16 protein-coding genes are annotated in these 16054 nt (G+C 63.6%); 5 read left to right on the top strand and 11 right to left on the bottom strand.

Features of this window, described 5'->3' with window-relative positions:
* Nucleotides 1–99 precede the first annotated feature (99 nt).
* Nucleotides 100–999, bottom strand: coding sequence for a transcriptional regulator GcvA (locus RAD10_RS00415; RefSeq protein ID WP_104464193.1), 900 nt, complete (start codon nt 997–999; stop codon nt 100–102).
* 110 nt (nt 1000–1109) lie between these two features.
* On the opposite strand from RAD10_RS00415, the gene RAD10_RS00410 reads away from it, so the two are divergent.
* Both RAD10_RS00410 and RAD10_RS00405 read left to right on the top strand, forming a co-directional pair.
* Nucleotides 1110–1313 (top strand): DUF1127 domain-containing protein, encoded by a 204-nt coding sequence (locus RAD10_RS00410; RefSeq protein ID WP_461615881.1) that lies wholly within the window; start codon nt 1110–1112, stop codon nt 1311–1313.
* Nucleotides 1314–1381: 68 nt separating this feature from the next.
* The gene (locus RAD10_RS00405) at nt 1382–2005 is read left to right on the top strand and encodes a GNAT family N-acetyltransferase (protein ID WP_461615880.1); all 624 of its coding nucleotides are present in this window, start codon (nt 1382–1384) and stop codon (nt 2003–2005) included.
* Between the two features lie 191 nt (nt 2006–2196).
* Here RAD10_RS00405 and RAD10_RS00400 read toward each other — a convergent pair whose 3' ends face one another.
* Together RAD10_RS00400 and RAD10_RS00395 are read right to left on the bottom strand one after the other, a co-directional pair.
* Complete coding sequence (locus RAD10_RS00400; RefSeq protein WP_461615879.1) at nt 2197–3027, bottom strand: enoyl-CoA hydratase; 831 nt, start codon at nt 3025–3027, stop codon at nt 2197–2199.
* Nucleotides 3028–3153: 126 nt separating this feature from the next.
* The gene (locus RAD10_RS00395; protein WP_018321377.1) at nt 3154–3855 is read right to left on the bottom strand and encodes an SDR family oxidoreductase; all 702 of its coding nucleotides are present in this window, start codon (nt 3853–3855) and stop codon (nt 3154–3156) included.
* Nucleotides 3856–3889: 34 nt separating this feature from the next.
* On the opposite strand from RAD10_RS00395, the gene RAD10_RS00390 reads away from it, so the two are divergent.
* The 3 genes from RAD10_RS00390 to RAD10_RS00380 are packed head-to-tail and all read left to right on the top strand — an operon-like array spanning nt 3890 to nt 7005.
* Entirely contained in the window at nt 3890–4042 is a 153-nt protein-coding gene (locus RAD10_RS00390) for a hypothetical protein (protein WP_461615878.1), read from the top strand.
* Between the two features lie 44 nt (nt 4043–4086).
* Nucleotides 4087–5871 carry an acyl-CoA dehydrogenase family protein gene (locus RAD10_RS00385; RefSeq protein WP_461615877.1) on the top strand — a complete coding sequence of 595 codons (1785 nt, stop codon included), beginning with the start codon at nt 4087–4089 and terminating at the stop codon, nt 5869–5871.
* 45 nt (nt 5872–5916) lie between these two features.
* Nucleotides 5917–7005 carry a Zn-dependent alcohol dehydrogenase gene (locus tag RAD10_RS00380; protein WP_028140641.1) on the top strand — a complete coding sequence of 363 codons (1089 nt, stop codon included), beginning with the start codon at nt 5917–5919 and terminating at the stop codon, nt 7003–7005.
* Between the two features lie 135 nt (nt 7006–7140).
* On the opposite strand, the gene RAD10_RS00375 is transcribed toward RAD10_RS00380, so the two are convergent.
* The 8 genes from RAD10_RS00375 to RAD10_RS00340 form a co-directional block, all read right to left on the bottom strand.
* Nucleotides 7141–8391, bottom strand: a complete 1251-nt coding sequence (locus RAD10_RS00375) for a hypothetical protein (protein WP_461615876.1) — start codon at nt 8389–8391, stop codon at nt 7141–7143.
* A gap of 388 nt (nt 8392–8779) precedes the next feature.
* On the bottom strand, nt 8780–9133 hold the full coding sequence (locus RAD10_RS00370) for a nuclear transport factor 2 family protein (RefSeq protein ID WP_092254233.1): 354 nt from the start codon (nt 9131–9133) through the stop codon (nt 8780–8782).
* 199 nt (nt 9134–9332) lie between these two features.
* Nucleotides 9333–10805 carry an amidase gene (locus RAD10_RS00365; protein ID WP_461615875.1) on the bottom strand — a complete coding sequence of 491 codons (1473 nt, stop codon included), beginning with the start codon at nt 10803–10805 and terminating at the stop codon, nt 9333–9335.
* A 248-nt stretch (nt 10806–11053) separates the two neighbouring features.
* A complete protein-coding gene (gene mbfA / locus RAD10_RS00360) occupies nt 11054–12025 on the bottom strand; it encodes an iron exporter MbfA (RefSeq protein ID WP_028140637.1) in 972 nt (323 codons plus the stop codon).
* A 67-nt stretch (nt 12026–12092) separates the two neighbouring features.
* Nucleotides 12093–13241, bottom strand: a complete 1149-nt coding sequence (locus RAD10_RS00355; RefSeq protein WP_461616558.1) for an alpha/beta fold hydrolase — start codon at nt 13239–13241, stop codon at nt 12093–12095.
* Between the two features lie 121 nt (nt 13242–13362).
* A complete protein-coding gene (locus RAD10_RS00350; protein WP_461615874.1) occupies nt 13363–14229 on the bottom strand; it encodes an MBL fold metallo-hydrolase in 867 nt (288 codons plus the stop codon).
* A gap of 103 nt (nt 14230–14332) precedes the next feature.
* Nucleotides 14333–14944 (bottom strand): glutathione S-transferase family protein, encoded by a 612-nt coding sequence (locus RAD10_RS00345; protein ID WP_091955864.1) that lies wholly within the window; start codon nt 14942–14944, stop codon nt 14333–14335.
* Nucleotides 14945–15129: 185 nt separating this feature from the next.
* Nucleotides 15130–15972, bottom strand: coding sequence for a fumarylacetoacetate hydrolase family protein (locus RAD10_RS00340; protein WP_183712963.1), 843 nt, complete (start codon nt 15970–15972; stop codon nt 15130–15132).
* Nucleotides 15973–16054 lie beyond the last annotated feature (82 nt).

Here is a 16054-nt window from a genome sequence, read left to right as displayed (position 1 = left end):
TCCCACGGCAAGGCGACAGAGACTGCGACAATCTGCCACGCCTCTTCCCGCGCGAGGCGGGCCGAGTCAATCCGTTTTGCGGAGGAAGCTGATGATTTTTCAGGCTTTATTTTGCGTCGCAGCGAGCATCCATTGGCGGAATGCGGTCAGCTTCGGCGCTTCGCGGCGTCCCTCGGGCGCGACCAGGTAGAAGCCGGCGTCGGCCGGCAGCGCGATCTTGAAGGGCACCACGAGGCGGCCCTTGGCGATGTCGTCCTGGACGTAGGAGGTCCGTCCCATCGCCACGCCGATGCCGTCGATCGCGGCCTGGATGGTCATGAAGATCATGTCGAAGGTGATACCGGGGTGCCTCGCGATGTCGGCCGGCAGGCCCGCCGCGGTCAGCCATAGCCGCCAATCGTCGCTGTTGGCGCTTGAGGTGTGCAGCAGCGGATGGTTTCCCAGGTCTTCGGGCCGGCGCAGTGGCTTGTCGCCGCGCAATAGCGACGGACTGCATACCGGAAACAGCTCATCCGCCATCAGCCAGTCGGCGCGCAGGCCCGGCCACTGGCCGCGGCCGTAGCGGATCGCGGCATCGACATTGTCGCGCTGGAAGTCGACGAAGCTGGTCGAGGTGGTGATACGAACGTCGATGCCGGGATGCTGCTCCTGGAAATCCGTCAGCCGCGGCAACAGCCATTTTGCGGCGAGCGAGGCCAGCGTCGAGACCGTCAGCACCTTGTCGTCGTCCTTGCGCAGCAACCGGTCGGTCGCAAGCCGGAGGTCGTTGAAGGCGGCGCGGACGCCGGGGAGGTAGTCGCGCGCCTCCGGGGTCAGGGCCAGCGCACGGTTCTGCCGGATGAACAGGCGGATGCCGAGCTCCTCCTCGAGCCTTCGGATCTGATGGCTGATCGCGGTCTGCGTCACGTTCAGTTCGGCCGCCGCCAGCGTGAAGCTGAGATGGCGCGCGGCAGCCTCAAACGCCCGCAATCCGTTCAGGGACGGCAATCTGGCAGTCATTTGGCAGTAGGATACATGACGTTATTTCATGCTAAAAGGTACAAATTGTCGTTTGTCGCGGTGCAGCAGGAAGCAGATATTAGCGGTCAACTTAGCTCCAGGAGCTGAAAATGTCTACTTTGACCGACAATTCGATGACAAATCATCATGCGCCGGGTTTGACCGAGCAGATCGGCGAGACGCTTCACGTCTGGCACGAGCGCTACCGGACCAGGCGCGAACTCACGCACTGGACCGCGCGTGATCTCCACGATGTCGGGCTGTCCTGGTCCGACATCGCCTACGAGGCCGACAAACCCTTCTGGCGGGCCTGATTGGCCGCCAGGCCGGCGCCGCCTCATCAGAGGGACGCCGGCGGTCCTTTTTGCCCCGAGCATGTGTCATGACCGCTCTTCGCCTGGAAGATCTGAAGCAATTTTCGGACACGCTGCGCACCCGGCAAGGTGAGGCGCTCAACGTACGCTTCGTTGAGCCGCGCGATACCGACGAGCTTCAGCACTATTTCCGCTCGCTCTCGACCCGTTCCCGCTACAACCGCTTCTTCGGCGCGATCAGCGAGTTGCCGAATGGACTGCTGCACGATTTCCTTCAGATCGGCGAGCGCGAACGTTTCACCGTGGTCGCGACCATGATGGTCGACGGCTTCGAGACCATCGTCGCCGAGGCGCGCTATGCGCTGCACGCCGAAACTGCCACGCTCGAATTCGGCCTGTCGGTGCAAAATCGCTGGCAGGGCCACGGCATCGCCACAGCGCTTCTGAAGAATCTCGAATGCCGCGCGGCCGCGCTTGGCGCCGAGCACATCTTTGGCGAAACGCTGCGCTCCAACGAGACCATGATCTCGCTTGCGCGCAAATCCGGTTTCGCTTTCGTCAATCACCCTGATGACTGGAAGCTGGTGCGCTTCGACAAGGAGATCAGCGTCGCGGCAAAGGATATCCCCTGCGCGAGCTGGCGCCTTGCCGCGCTTTCCCGTCAGGCCGCAAGCCCCTCAGCCTCGGTTTGACACAACTGCAAGCCCGGCCTGGTTTTCCAGTGCCGGGCTTTTTTTGCTTTCTCGCTGTTATTGGATGGGTGAGCTGTTTCCACACTGTCATTCCGGGGCGCGCGTAGCGCGAACCCGGAATCCATTTCACGGCGTGTTTTGCGGCTCGATGGATTCCGGGCTCGATGCTGCGCATCGCCCCGGAATGACGATTACTTCCCCGTGAACACCGCTTTCCGCTTCTCGATGAACGCCTGCACCGCCTCCTTGTGATCGGCGGTCGTGGTCAGGCGGATCAGCCGTTCGGCTTCGTGGTCGCGCGCGGTTTCGAAGTCGAACAGCACGGCTTCGTCGAGATTGTCCTTCATGTAGCGCAGCGCGAGGCGCGGGCCTTCGGCGAGCGATTTGGCCAATGTAAAGGCCTCTGTCTGCAATTTCTCGTCAGGCACGACGCGGTTGACGAGGCCGATCGCTTCGGCCCGCACCGCATCGACGCGGTCGCCGGTGAACATCAGCTCGCGCGCCCGCGCTGTGCCGACGAGCCGCGTCAACAGCCAGGCGATGCCGTAATCACCGCTCAGCGCGATGCGGGCATAGCCGGTGGCGACGAAGGCCGATTGCGCGGCGATGCGGATATCGCAGGCCATGGCGATGGCGAGCCCGGCGCCGACCGCGGGGCCGGGCATTGCGGCGATGGTCGGCTTGCGTACCGACACCAGCGCGCCGGTGAGCAGCCGTTGCCGCTCCTGCAGATCGGCGATGCGATCTTCCAGCGGCATCTCGAGCTTTGCCTTGTCGCGATGCGCGCCCATGCCCTTGACGTTGCCGCCGGCGCAGAACGCTTCGCCCGCGCCGGTGATCAGCAGCGCGCCGACGCCGGGGTTCTCGCCGCAGCTGCGGATCATCGTGCGCAGCGCCGGTGTCAGCGTATCCGACAGCGAATTGCGCGCCTCCGGCCGGTTCAGCGTGATGACAGCGACACGGTCGCGGATGGCGCAGAGGAGCTCGTTGGTGCCGGTGTCGATGGTGGTTTCCGTGGTCATTGATCCTCCCTGCTCTAGTTGGACTAGTAGGGTGGATTAGCGAAGCGTAATCCACCCCTTCTCTAATGCGCGGTGACAACAGAGGTGGGTTACGCCTTCGGCTAAACCACCCTACGGCATCTCGCCTCAGAACTTCTCCACCCAGGGACGCAGCTCGAGCTCCCAGCTCCAGGCGCTGCGTGGCTGCTGCAACACGTTCCAATAGCTCTGCGCGATCGCGTCGGGATCGAGCATCGAATCCGGCTTGTCTTCGGCTTCCGTCCGCGCCGCGCTGCGGATGCCGCCGTCGATCACGAAATGCGCGACATGGATGCCTTGCGGCGACAATTCACGCGCCAGGCTCTGTGCGAGGCCGCGCAGCGCGAACTTGCCCATCGCGAACGAGGCCGACTGCGCGTAGCCCTTGACGCTGGCGGAGGCGCCGGTGAACAGGATCGCGCCATGCTTGTTCGGCAGCATGCGCTTGGCCGCCTGCTGCGCCACCAGAAAACCGCCATAGGCGCTGACCGCGATGGCGTTGGCGACGTCGGCCGGAACGAGGTCGACGAACGGCCCGCGGGTGCGGCCGCTGGCGTTGTAGACGACGAGGTCGGGCGTGCCGATCTCGCGCTCGACCAGGCCAAACAACCGCTCGACCTCATCGGGCTCGGTGGCGTTGCAGGCATAGGCCTTGGCGCCGGTCTCGCTACAGAGCGCGCCCAGTTTCTCGATCTTGCGCGCCGCGAGCGCGACGCGAATGCCTTGCGCAGCGAGCAAGCGCGCCAGCGAAGCGCTCAGGCCTTCGCCGGCACCGACGATGAGGGCGATCTTGTATTTCGGATGTTCCATGTGTGGTCTCTCGGAAGCGGGGAGCCCCTGATCTATGCATGGCTTTCGCGAACAACCAGCCGGCGCGATCGCAATTCCGCAGAGCGAATTGCTCCTTCACGGTGATCATGCCTCCCTGACGATTTGCGGCTTTATCGCTACCCGCGACTGGAGCATGATCGACATCATCCCAAGCGGCAAGCGCTAAAGTGGCGCAGAACGTCCGCAGCTCGCGGAACGAAGAGGACGATCATGCATAAGCCGGCCCCAGCGCAGCCAAAGAATGTCGCGGCCGCACCATCCGGCCTGCTGGCGCCCGACACCACAGGCATGAATTTCTACCGCGCCGATCCTGCGCTGACCGACCTGCTCCGCATCCATCTGCCGGAAAATCTGTTCCGCCATATCGAGCCGCATCTCGATCGTCTCGGCGAACTCGCCGGCGGCCGGCTCGACGACTGCGCGCGGCTCGCCGACCGTCACACGCCGGTGCTGCACCAGCGCGACAAGTTCGGCCGCGACATGCAGTGGATCGAATATCACCCGGCCTATCGCGAATTGGAGAACGCAGCGTTCGGCGAGTTCGGCATCCATGCGCTCTCGATCCGCAAGGGCATCATGGGCTGGCCGGACAAATATCCCGTGGTGGCCAAGCACGCCTTCACCTTCCTGTTCAATCAGACCGAATTCGGCATGGGCTGCCCGATCAACGTCACCGACGGCTGCGCAAAGCTGCTGGCGAATTTCGGCAGCGAGGCGCTGAAGGCAAAATATCTGGACGGCCTGACCTCGACCGACATGAGCAAGCTGACGCAAGGCGGCCAGTTCATGACCGAGAAGGAGGGCGGCTCCGATGTCGGCACGCTGACCACGCGCGCGGTGCAGGAGGGCGACCATTGGCGCCTCACTGGCGAAAAATGGTTCTGCTCGAATGCGGATGCGAAAGTGGTGATGCTGCTCGCGCGCCCCGAAGGCGCCGGCCCCGGCACGCGCGGCGTCGGCCTGTTCCTGATGCCGCGCTTCCTCGACGACGGCTCGCAGAACCACTACCGGATCGTGCGTCTCAAGGACAAGCTCGGCACCCGCTCGATGGCCTCGGGCGAGATCAAGCTCGAAGGCGCGATCGCCTATGCGGTCGGCAAGCTCGACCGCGGCTTCGTGCAGATGGCCGAGATGGTGAATTCGTCGCGGCTCTCCAACGGCGTCAAGTCGACCGCACTGATGCGCCGCGCCTATCATGATGCCATGACGGTTGCGACCAATCGCGTCGTGTTCGGCAACCGCATCATCGACCTGCCGCTCGGCCGGCGGCAGATGCTGAAGATCATGCTGCCGGTCGAGCAGGCGCTGTCGATGAGCTTCCTCACTGCGGACGCGCTCGACCGCGCCGAGGCCGGCAGCCAGGAGGCGGCAGCATTGTTGCGGATCCTGACGCCGACCCTGAAATTCCGCGCCACCCGCGATGCGCGAAAGGTCTGCGGCGATGCGCTCGAGATGCGCGGCGGCATCGGCTATATCGAGGAATTCGCGACGCCGCGGCTGCTGCGCGACGCGCATCTCGGTTCGGTCTGGGAAGGCACCGGCAACATCGTCGCGATCGATGCGCTCCGGCGCGCGGTCGGCCGCCACGGCGCGGAATCCGCGCTGTCAGCCGATCTGCATGCGCGGCTCGACGACAGTGCATCCGTGCCGCAGGCCTGGCGCGACAATCTGCGTGGCCTCGTCGATCGCGCTGTCGGCTTCGCGCGCCAGGTTGCGGGGAAATCCGAGAACGAGGCCGATGCGCGTCGTGCGACGAGCCTGCTCTATCATGTCGCCAGCGCCGTCGCGCTCGCCTGGGAAGCACACCGCATCCACGAGATGCGCGGCGATGCGCGCCGGCTGCTGTTGTCGCGGCTGGTGATCGACCATCGGGTATCACCGAGCGATCCGTTCCGGCTGACGGAAAATGCCACGCAAGCCAGGATCGCCGCGCTGCTGCTCGGCGACAGCTCAGGCGGCATGAGCGAGGTTGGCGAACTGGTTCTGGCAGCGTAGGCTGCACTCCACGATCAAACCAAGAAACGCGACAGGGAGAGCTCGATGAAGGCCGCCGTCCTCTATGAAGTCAACCAGCCGCTCGTCATCGAGGATGTCAGCCTGCCGAAGCCGGGCCCGCGCGAAGTCTTGATCCGCACCACGGTCGCCGGGCTCTGCCACTCCGATCTGCATTTCATGGAAGGGCTCTATCCGCATCCGCTGCCCGCGGTGCTCGGCCACGAGTCTGCCGGAGTGGTCGAGCAGGTCGGCTCCGATGTCACTTACGTCAAGCCGGGTGACCACGTCGTCACTTGCCTGTCGGTGTTCTGCGGCACCTGTGACAACTGCACCACGGGCCGCACCGTGCTCTGCACCGACACCACCGTGAAGTTGCTGCCGGGCGCCTCAAACCGGATGCAGTGGTCCAAGCCTGAGAAGCTGCACCAGTTCCTCAATCTCTCGTCCTTTGCCGAACAGATGCTGGTGCACGAGAACGCGATCGTCAAAATCCGCAAGGAGATGCCGCTCGATCTCGCCGCGCTGATCGGCTGTGGCGTCATCACCGGCTATGGCGCGGTGGTGAATACCGCGAAGGTGACGGCCGGCGAGACCGTGGCGGTGATCGGCTGCGGCGGCGTCGGCATGGCGGCGATCAACGGCGCGCAGATCGCAGGCGCCGGCCGCATCATCGCCATCGACACCAATCCGGCCAAGCTTCAGCTCGCGACCAAGCTGGGAGCGACCGACATCATCAACCCCGCCGACGGCGATGTCGTCAAGCAGGTGCGTGATCTCACCAATGGCGGCGTGCATCATTCCTTCGAGGTGCTCGGCCGCAAGGAGACCGCCGAGCAGGCGTTCGGTATGCTCGCCTCCGGCGGCACCGCCACCATCGTCGGCATGATTCCGTTCGGCCAGAAGATCGAGCTGCACGGTTTTGATTTCCTGCGCGAGCGCCGGATCCAGGGCTCCTCGATGGGCTCGAACCATTTTCGCGTCGACATGCCGCGCCTGGTCGACTTCTACCTGCGGGGCCGGCTGCACCTGGAGGACTGGATCTCGGCGAAATTGAAGCTGTCCGAGATCAACGAGGGTTTTGCCAATATGAAAGCCGGCAAGACGCTGCGCAGCGTGATCGTATTCGACAGCTAAAGCGCGATGCGATCAGGATGAATCGTCATCGCGCTTTAGGTTGTTGTTTAAGCATGATCTTTTCGGAAAACCGCTGCGCACTTTTCCGGATCATGCTTTAGCACAACGGACGCCGTCGTCGCCCGAAAATTGAAGTCAACGCGACGCGCCCGGACCGTCGGCCGAGGCGCAGCGCGTCTCCTTGACGAGCAGCAGCGTCATGGCCGTGGCAAGTCCCGCGACAAGCATATACGCGACGGATACGTTCAGGCCGGCACCCGCGAACAGTAAATAGGAGAACAATCCCGCAGTCGACGCGGTGAAGCCAAGCCACGCAAACCTCGGAAAGCGAAATCCACGTTCGCCGTGGCGGAGATCGAGCACAAGGTAGAACGCCAGAAAGGTGTTGCAGAGCGCGGCCGGCAACAGACCCATGACGATCTCGCTCTCGAATGCGAGGTAGGATAACACGCCATCGACTTGGGCAATCACCGCGAACGGCAGATAGCGCAGATTGAGGCAGGCCAGGGCGATCGCCGCAAGCTCGAAGCCGTAGAAATAGCGCTCGTGCATCTTCGGAAGCAGGTACGGCATGAGGATGAGCGATACGCACGCGACCAGAAGAATGAACTCCGGCCCCGTCCGCCTGGACTGTGCGATGAAGATCGATAGGGCGAGCCCGCTCGCCGCCGCGAGCACGAGGCCGGCGGCGACCCCGACCGCGTACGGCGTTCCTCCTGCGAACACCCAGATATTCGCTGCATTCATGGTCAGGTGATGAAATGTGTTGGCCTGGCCGAGATAGATTCCGAGTACGGAGACCAGGGGTCTGCCGGCGACGAGAACCGGAACGGCGAGGATCGCATAGGCTGCGGGAATAGCGGCAAGCCATGCCAGGTGGATCTTGCGGCGCAGGATCATGCCTAGCACGAACGGCCCCAGGAAGACGCCCTGGGCCTTCACCGAGCAGGCCACTGCGAATGGCAGAACGCCGTTTCGGTCCCGCATGAACATCGCCACGGAGATCAGCGCGAAGAAGGTCCAGATCGAATCGGCCTGTCCCCACATTGCGCCGTTGAAGAGCACCGTCGGCGCAAGCCACACCGCGCAGAAGGCCAGGGACGCGCGCAACGGCACGCCTGTAACGCGCCAGACCATCCGGGCCACAACGATCGCGCAGCCGAACTCGAATATGGCCGAGATCATCTTCACGAGGGAAAGCGGCTGGCCCAGCCAGTCAAATCGGGCGGCGATTAGCAGCAGGTAGCTGTAGAACGGCGTATAGTTGGTGAAAGCCTCGGCCAGCCCGCCAATGCCGTGATCTCGCGCGAAGCTATACCAGGTGATGTACTCCGCGGCGTCGGCGGTTGCGTGTTCCCGCGCGAGGTAACGGAGCACGATGCCCATGAGCCCGCACGCGACCGCTACCGCAATCGGAATGCGCCATCTCTCGGGTAGCGTCTCATCTGGATTGACGCGACGATAGGGGTCGCGGAGCGCGCCTATCTCAATTGTATCGTTTGTCACGCAATCACTCTCGCCGGATTTGAGCGGTACCCTCGCCGAGGCTCAGAAGCACTCCGAGCTTCGCAGCGTGTCCTCGTGACATGCTCGAGATCGATGCCCTGAGGGACCTCTCGCCAATTGCAATTTTGACGGGCGAACGATTGCCAGCTGGATAAAGGTCAGATCAGCGGTTTGCCCATTGCTCGCGAAAAGATTATTTGGTTAGCGATTTCTTTATGGCAGTCGTCGAATGCCCCGCGGCCCGAGGGGGAACGGCAGCGTGCTCGCCTCACCGCGACACGTGTGCCGACACCGCGAGCCACTTGCCATTTTGCTTCGCCCAGCAATCGGTATAGCGCCCCGTCGCCTGCTGGCCATCCGCCGTGGTGTAGCTCGTCGCGGCGTGGATGACGGCGAAGTCGCCCATGATGCGGATGATGACGTCGCGCTCTTTCAAGTTCCGGATCGCGATCGGCCGCGCTGTCTGCTCCAGGAAGGCGGCACGGTCGACCAGCGTCTTGTCGGGATTGGAGCAATAAAACTCCGCCGCCAAGATTTCGTCGAAACGCTTGACGTCGCAGTTCTGCACGGAGGCAACGTAGTCACGGTTGAGGGCGGTCAGTTGGTCGAGGTCCTGGCTCATGGTGCTTCCTTTCCGTCATTCCGGGGCGCGCGACGCGCGAGCCCAGAATCGCGACGTTGTCGTCCTCCGTCATTGCGAGGAGCCGGCGACAAAATTGCGAAGCAATTTTGCGCTGGCGGCGAAGCAATCCAGACTGTCGCCTCGGAAAAATTCTGAATTGCTTCGCTTCGCTTCGCTTCGCTTGCAATGACGGGAAGAGCTAATCATTGAATAATGGCGGCGGCTGGAACCCGCCGAACTCACGCTCGATCAGTTCAGCGAGCTTGAGCGGCGTACGGTCTTCGAGGAAAGGGCCGATGATCTGAACGCCGACCGGCAGGCCATCCTTCGACAGACCGAGTGGAACGGCCGTGGCCGGCAAGCCCGTCAGGGTGGCGATGCCGGGCCAGGCAAGCTGGTCCGGATAAACATGGTCCTTGCCGTCGATATTGATCCGGCGCTTCTCCTGCTCCGGCGAATGATCATGCGGATAAGCGGGGGTCGGCATGATCGGGCAGATCACCGCATCGAATGTCCGGAACAATTGCCGCCATTGCGCGCGTAGTCCGGCGCGCGCGCCCTCGTCGAACACCCAGGCCTGATGGCTCGAGGTCATGCCGCGCAGGCGCTCGGCCGCTAGGCTCTTGTTCTCGGGTGAGAGCTGCGCCGCGCCGGCATGTGCGCCGGCGAGAATGTCCGGCGGAAAGAACGCGCCGAGAAAACTCATCAGCATGCGCATGTAGAGGCGCGAGGCCTCCGCGAAGTCCGGAAACAGCGGGCTTTCGCGCGCGACGCTCGCGCCGGCGCCCGTCAATCGTCCCGCCAGCGTCTCGATCGCGCCGCGAATGTCGGCATTCGCAGGCAGCAACGGATGGCTGTCGATCACGAGCAGGCGGAAATCCTTCAACTTGTCGTGGCGTGCGTCCGGCAGCGCCAGCTTGTATCCGATGCCGAGGTCGACCGGATCGGGACCGGCCATCACGTCGAGCAACAGCGTCAGATCGGCTGCACTCCGGGCCATCGGGCCGATCACCGCCATATCGCGTTCCATCGGGACCGCCGGAAATGGCGGCGGCGTGTGGCCGCGCGTGGGACAGAGATTGTATGTCGGCTTGTGCGCATAGACGCCGCAATGGAATGCCGGCACGCGCAGCGAGCCGCCGATGTCGGATCCGAGCGAGAGCGGTCCGTAGCCGGCCGCAAGCGCAGCCGACGAGCCGCCTGATGAGCCGCCGGGCGTGCGGCCGAGATCGTATGGATTGTTCGTTGTGCCGTAGATGTCGTTGTAGCTCTGCCAGTCCCCCAGGCCCACGGGAACGTTGGTCTTGCCGAGAATGACGCCGCCGGCGTTCTTCACCCGGGAGATCGACAGCGCGTCCTCGGTCGGCTTGAAATCCTTTTGCGGCGTCCAGCCCCAAGTTGTGGGCAGGCCCGCGATGTTGAAGGATTCTTTCACCGTCACCGGAATTCCGAGCAGCGGTTTTCTTTCGCCGCGCGCCAGCGCCACATCGGCCTCGCGTGCCGCACTGCGGGCGCGATCAAAATCCCGCACGCAGATCGCGTTGACCTTGCCGTCGTGACGCTCGATGCGGTCGATGGCATCCTGTGTAAGCTCGACCGCGGAGACCTTCTTTGCGGTCAATGCGGCCGACAGTTCGACCGCGCTCTTGAAACTCCATTCCGATCTGGCCACGGCGCTTCTCCTGCTCTTGTTGTCGGAGGATGATGCGCAGTTTGCCCGAATGCTACAACCGCCGTTTGATCGCGATTGATGTCCCGGTCGAGCCGGAACGGAAGGAGTTCAGGAATTCGCCGTCATCGCCCGCGAAGGCGGGCGATCCAGTATTCCAGAGGCCTTCATTTGGAAGCTCGCTCTCACCATATCCGCCGCGGCGTACTGGATCGCCCGCCTTCGCGGGCGATGACACCGCGGGCGGGTCGCTACGCCGCCCCGATCAACACGCCCACCGCCAGCACGATCGCGCCGCCGAGCACGATCTGGAACACGGCCTGGAGGAACGGCGTGTCCATATATCGGGAGCGAATGAAGGCGATCGCCCACAATTCGAAGAACACGACGACGCAGGCGATCGCGGTCGCGATCCAGAACGCATTGGCCCAATGATCCGGCACCAGATAGGGCGCGGTGTGGCCGAGCCCGCCGAGCGTCGTCATCGCGCCGCAGGTGACGCCGCGCAGCCAGGGCGAGCCGCGGCCCGTAAGCGATCCGTCGTCGGACAGCGCCTCGGCAAAGCCCATGCTGATGCCGGCGCCGATCGATGCGGCGAGGCCCACAAGAAACGTCTGCCAGTTCTGGTGGGTGGCGAAGGCCGCTGCAAACAGCGGCGCCAGCGTCGAGACCGAGCCGTCCATCAATCCGGCGAGGCCCGGCTGCACATATTGCAGCACGAACATGCGGCGGTTGGTGCGATCCTCCTCGGCGCGGACGTCGGAATTCAGGATCTCGCCCGTCAGCTTTGCGGCGGTCTCCTCGTGACCTTTCTCGGCTTCGGCGAGATCGCCGAGCAGGCGGCGCACGCCGACGTCCTGGGCCTGTTCGGCGGCCTTCACGTAGAAGCGCTCCGCCTGCATCTCCATGGTCTCGACTTCCCTGCGGATGGCGTCGAGCGAGAGGTTCTTGGTGAGCCAGACCGGGCGGCGGCGCAGGAATCCCTTGACGTCCTCGCGCCGGATCGGCGGCAGATGCTTGCCGAAGCGCTGCTCGTACAATTCCAGCAACATGTGCCGGTGACCGCGCTCCTCCTCGGCCATCTCCTCGAAGATCTTTGCCGTGTCCGGGTAACGCTCGCGGAGGTCCTCGGCGAAGGTCATGTAGATGCGGCTGTCCTCCTCCTCGGAGGAGATCGCGACCGCAAGCACCTCGCGCTCGGTCAGATCGGCAAAATTCTTCACGGCGGCCCTGTATCAGTAGTTTAGAATTATTCTAAACTATATAATGGGCCGGGGTTCCCGGGTCAAATCAGGCCTTGCCGGCCTTGGCCAGGAAGTCGAGCAGCAGCCGGCTCACCTCGGCGGGTTGCTCCTGCTGCACCCAATGGCCGGCGCCGTCGACGAGATGGCAGCCGAGCATCCTTGTGCAGCCGCGCCCCTGCATCGCCTCGAACACGCCCGGACGCTGATGAGTGCCCCAATCCTGCCTGCCCGCGATGAAGCATGAGGGCACGTCGATGCTGCGTCCTGCAAACAGCCGCATCTCGCTGTTGAGCATGCCCGACGTGCCGTAGCGATACCATTGCAGCCCGCCCTGGAATCCGATGCGGCCATATTCGGCGCTGTAATAGGCGAGGTCGCGGTCCGGCAGCCATTGGTTGGCGGCGATCGCGGCGGGCGAGGGCATTTCCTTTGCAACCGTCTCGGCCATGGTCTGGTTCAGGTCCATCACATAGTAGGTCGGCAGCTTCGCCAGTTCGTTCGCTGACCACGATGATAGCGGATACGGCTTGTTGTCGGTCCAGTCCGCGCTCTTGTGATGATAATAGGCGCGCAGGAAATCATGGACGCCCTGCGGCGCGTGCTGCATGTCGGCGTTCGCTTCGCGTGTCGAATAGTACCATTGATAGTGCTTGCGCGGCCGCGGCAGCGCGGCGAGCTCGCGATGCACGGGGTCTTCGGCGGGCGGCTTTGCCGGTGTGTCGACCGTATTGAAGGGCAGGGGCGGCGGCCCACCGAACGGCGCGCTCATCATCGTCACCGAACGAAACACATCAGGCCTTATCAGCGCGCACCAGGATGCGACCGGGCTGCCGAAATCGTGTCCGACCAGATCGACCTGCCTGTAGCCGAACGCCGACACCAGAGCGAGCGCGTCGCGCACCAGGTTGAGCAGAGAGAACGGCGCGAGATCGCCGTCGTATTCCGCGCGCCATCCCGTGGTGCGGCCATAGCCGCGCTGGTCCGGCGCAATCACGTGATACCCGGCCGCAGCCAGCGTCGGCATCACCTTGCGCCAGGAGAAGGCGAGCTCGGGAAAACCGTGCAGCAAGAGGACGCATGGCCGCCCCTTGGTCTCGAAGCCGGCCTCCAGCACATGCATGCGCAAGCCGTTGATGCCGTCGACATAACGCGAGCGGATTCCGGCGGGCAGGGGGATTTGGGGGAGTGTAGTCATCATGTTTCTCCACTCGGGTGGAACCGTAGGGTGGGCAAAGCGGAGCGTGCCCACCATAAAGAGTGGTGGGCACGGCGCGCGAAGCGCGCGCCTTTGCCCACCCTACGGCATCTCGGCTAAATCACACTTTCACACATTCGAATGCATTGCCCTTGCGCCGGATCTTCCCCACCGAGGGCGAGGGGAAATGCGCGGTGCAGCACAGCGTGTCGGTGTCGCAATAGCGTTCAAGGAAGCTGCGGCGCGTTTTCGCCGCCGCGGCTGGATCGACGTCGAACTTGATCGACAGCTCCGGATAGAGCGTCTGCAACGGCGAGTGCATGAGATCGCCGGAGAACACGGCATCGTCCTTGCGGCGGCCCATCGTGATGGCGATATGACCCGGCGTGTGGCCCGGCGTCGGCAGGATGCGGACGTGATCGCCGATCTCATGATCATTGCCGACGAGCTCGTGGCGTCCGGCCTCAACCACCGGCAGCACGCTGTCGGCGAAGGGGGCGACCTCGGCCTTCGCGTTCTGCTCGATCCAGTGGTCGAATTCCTGCCTGGCGAAGACGTAGCGTGCCTTGGGGAAGGTCGGCACCCAACGGCCGTTCTCCAGCCGCGTGTTCCAGCCGACGTGATCGACATGCAGGTGTGTGCACATCACGAAGTCGATGTCCTCGACAGCAAATCCGGCGGCGCCCAGTCCGCGCAGATAGGTGTCGTCGGTCTTCATGTTCCATTTCGGCCGAGGTCGCGGCTTGTCGTTGCCGATGCAGCTGTCGACCAGGATGGTGTGATGCGGCGTCTTCACCACATAGGACTGAAAGCACAGGAGCAGCACGTCCTGGTCATCCAGCGCCTTGCTCTCGCGCATCCATGCCCGGTTCTGGGCCAGTACCTCGGCCGTCAATCCCGGCAGCATCTCCAGCGCCGGGACGAACGAGGTTTCCTGCTCGATGACGCGATGGATGGTGAGATCGCCGACCGAGAACTTCAGGCTCATGAGAACTCCGGTTGTACAGCATGATCCGGAAAAGTATTCAGCGGTTTTCCGACAAGATCATGCTCAAGCAACAATCCTAAAGCGCGTCGATCTTCATCGCGCTTTAGGCAGCCGGTGGCACCGAGATCTTGACCGAGGGCCGCTCCAGCATCTTTTGATGGAAGGCGTCGAGCTTCGGATAGGCCTTGCGCCAGCCGCAATCGGCGAAGCGGAAGTCGGCATAGCCGAGCACGCAAACGAGGCCGATCTGCGAGATGTCGAACGGGCCGTTCAGCACCTCGGGCATGTTCTCGAACCGCGCCATGCCGGTCCACGCCCTGTTCCAATGGTCGTCCGACCACGCCTGCCATTGCAGGCCCTGCGGCCGCACCATCTTCTCGTAGCGGCACAGCAGCATGGAATCGAGCATGCCGTTGATCAGGGAATGATTGGTCTTGGCCTTCCAGCGCCGCGGGCCGTAATCCGGGATCAGGCTGCCGCCGGCGATCTCGTTGAGATATTCGACGATGACGTAGGAATCCAGAATGACGTCGCCGTCATTGGTGATCAGCACCGGCAGCTTCTTCAGCGGCGTGATCTTCGAATAATCCTCATTGGCCGTGCCCGGCGCGACGCTTGCGGGCACGAGCTCGATCTTGTCGATCAACCCGAGCTCGATCGCGGCGATGCGCACCTTGCGGGCGAAGGGCGAGGCGGGGGAGAAGGTGAGTTTCATTGGAAATAACCTCTATCCAGGCACACAGTCCTCATCCTGAGGGGCGCGCCTCTGGGCGCGCGTCTCGAAGGATGGACAACGAGGGACGCTCTCTCGTCGCCCGGCGCGAACGCCGGGCAACCGTGCTTGTGGCGCATCCTTCGAGACGCGCGCGTTGCGCGCTCCTCAGGATGAGGGGCGGCGCCCTACGCCGCGATAATCTCCTGCCTCTGCTCGCCGAGACCCTCGATGCCGAGGCTGACGACGTCGCCGACATTGAGGAAGGTCGGCGGCTTCATGCCGAGGCCGACGCCGGGCGGGGTGCCTGTCGTGATGACGTCGCCGGGCAGCAGCGTCATGAACTGCGAGACATAGGAGATGCACTTGGCCATGGAGAAGATCATGGTCTTGGTCGAACCGGTCTGGCGGCGCTGGCCGTTGACGTCCAGCCACATCGACAGGTTCTGCACGTCCTTGATCTCGTCCTTGGTAGCGAGCCACGGACCGAGCGGGCCGAACGTGTCGTGCGACTTGCCCTTGGTCCACTGTCCGAGGCGCTCGATCTGGAAGGCGCGCTCGGAGACGTCGTTGCAGACGCAGTAGCCGGCGACGTGATTCAGCGCGTCGGCTTCCGAGACATATTTCGCACGGGTGCCGATGATCGCGGCGATCTCGACCTCCCAGTCGAGCTTGGTCGAGCCGCGCGGCTTTTCGACCGCATCGTTCGGGCCGGACAGCGATGTGTTGGCCTTCATGAAGATGATCGGCTCGCTCGGGATATCGGCGCCGGTCTCCTTGGCGTGGTCGCTGTAGTTGAGGCCGATCGCGACGAATTTCGAGATGCCGGTGACGGGGGCGCCGAACCGCGGCTTGCCGGAGACCGCGGGCAGCGAGGCGGGGTCGAGCGCCGCCAGCTTCTTCAGGCTCTCGGGCGAATAGGCCTCGCCGGTGAGGTCCTTCAGATGCGCCGACAGGTCGCGCAACTGGCCGGATTTGTCGATCAGGCCGGGCTTTTCCGCACCCTTCTCGCCATAACGAACAAGCTTCATTCTCGTTTCTCCCTAGGAATGGACCGATCGGTTAAACAGCTTCATGGAACAGGGCGACGGGAAATTCAACCGCCCAGAGCGG

It is taken from the genome of Bradyrhizobium sp. 23AC, from assembly GCF_054863025.1.
The sequence above is the reverse complement of the archived record's forward strand: the minus strand, read 5'-3'. Positions and strand labels throughout refer to the sequence as shown.

What these genes read in the sequence shown, in the direction of transcription:
- RAD10_RS00415 (WP_104464193.1), bottom strand. Translation starts at nt 999, where the DNA reads ATGACTGCCAGATTGCCGTCCCTGAACGGATTGCGGGCGTTTGAGGCT.
- RAD10_RS00410 (WP_461615881.1), top strand. Translation starts at nt 1,110, where the DNA reads ATGTCTACTTTGACCGACAATTCGATGACAAATCATCATGCGCCGGGT.
- RAD10_RS00405 (WP_461615880.1), top strand. Translation starts at nt 1,382, where the DNA reads ATGACCGCTCTTCGCCTGGAAGATCTGAAGCAATTTTCGGACACGCTG.
- RAD10_RS00400 (WP_461615879.1), bottom strand. Translation starts at nt 3,027, where the DNA reads ATGACCACGGAAACCACCATCGACACCGGCACCAACGAGCTCCTCTGC.
- RAD10_RS00395 (WP_018321377.1), bottom strand. Translation starts at nt 3,855, where the DNA reads ATGGAACATCCGAAATACAAGATCGCCCTCATCGTCGGTGCCGGCGAA.
- RAD10_RS00390 (WP_461615878.1), top strand. Translation starts at nt 3,890, where the DNA reads ATGCATGGCTTTCGCGAACAACCAGCCGGCGCGATCGCAATTCCGCAG.
- RAD10_RS00385 (WP_461615877.1), top strand. Translation starts at nt 4,087, where the DNA reads ATGCATAAGCCGGCCCCAGCGCAGCCAAAGAATGTCGCGGCCGCACCA.
- RAD10_RS00380 (WP_028140641.1), top strand. Translation starts at nt 5,917, where the DNA reads ATGAAGGCCGCCGTCCTCTATGAAGTCAACCAGCCGCTCGTCATCGAG.
- RAD10_RS00375 (WP_461615876.1), bottom strand. Translation starts at nt 8,391, where the DNA reads ATGGGCATCGTGCTCCGTTACCTCGCGCGGGAACACGCAACCGCCGAC.
- RAD10_RS00370 (WP_092254233.1), bottom strand. Translation starts at nt 9,133, where the DNA reads ATGAGCCAGGACCTCGACCAACTGACCGCCCTCAACCGTGACTACGTT.
- RAD10_RS00355 (WP_461616558.1), bottom strand. Translation starts at nt 13,241, where the DNA reads ATGACTACACTCCCCCAAATCCCCCTGCCCGCCGGAATCCGCTCGCGT.
- RAD10_RS00350 (WP_461615874.1), bottom strand. Translation starts at nt 14,229, where the DNA reads ATGAGCCTGAAGTTCTCGGTCGGCGATCTCACCATCCATCGCGTCATC.
- RAD10_RS00345 (WP_091955864.1), bottom strand. Translation starts at nt 14,944, where the DNA reads ATGAAACTCACCTTCTCCCCCGCCTCGCCCTTCGCCCGCAAGGTGCGC.
- RAD10_RS00340 (WP_183712963.1), bottom strand. Translation starts at nt 15,972, where the DNA reads ATGAAGCTTGTTCGTTATGGCGAGAAGGGTGCGGAAAAGCCCGGCCTG.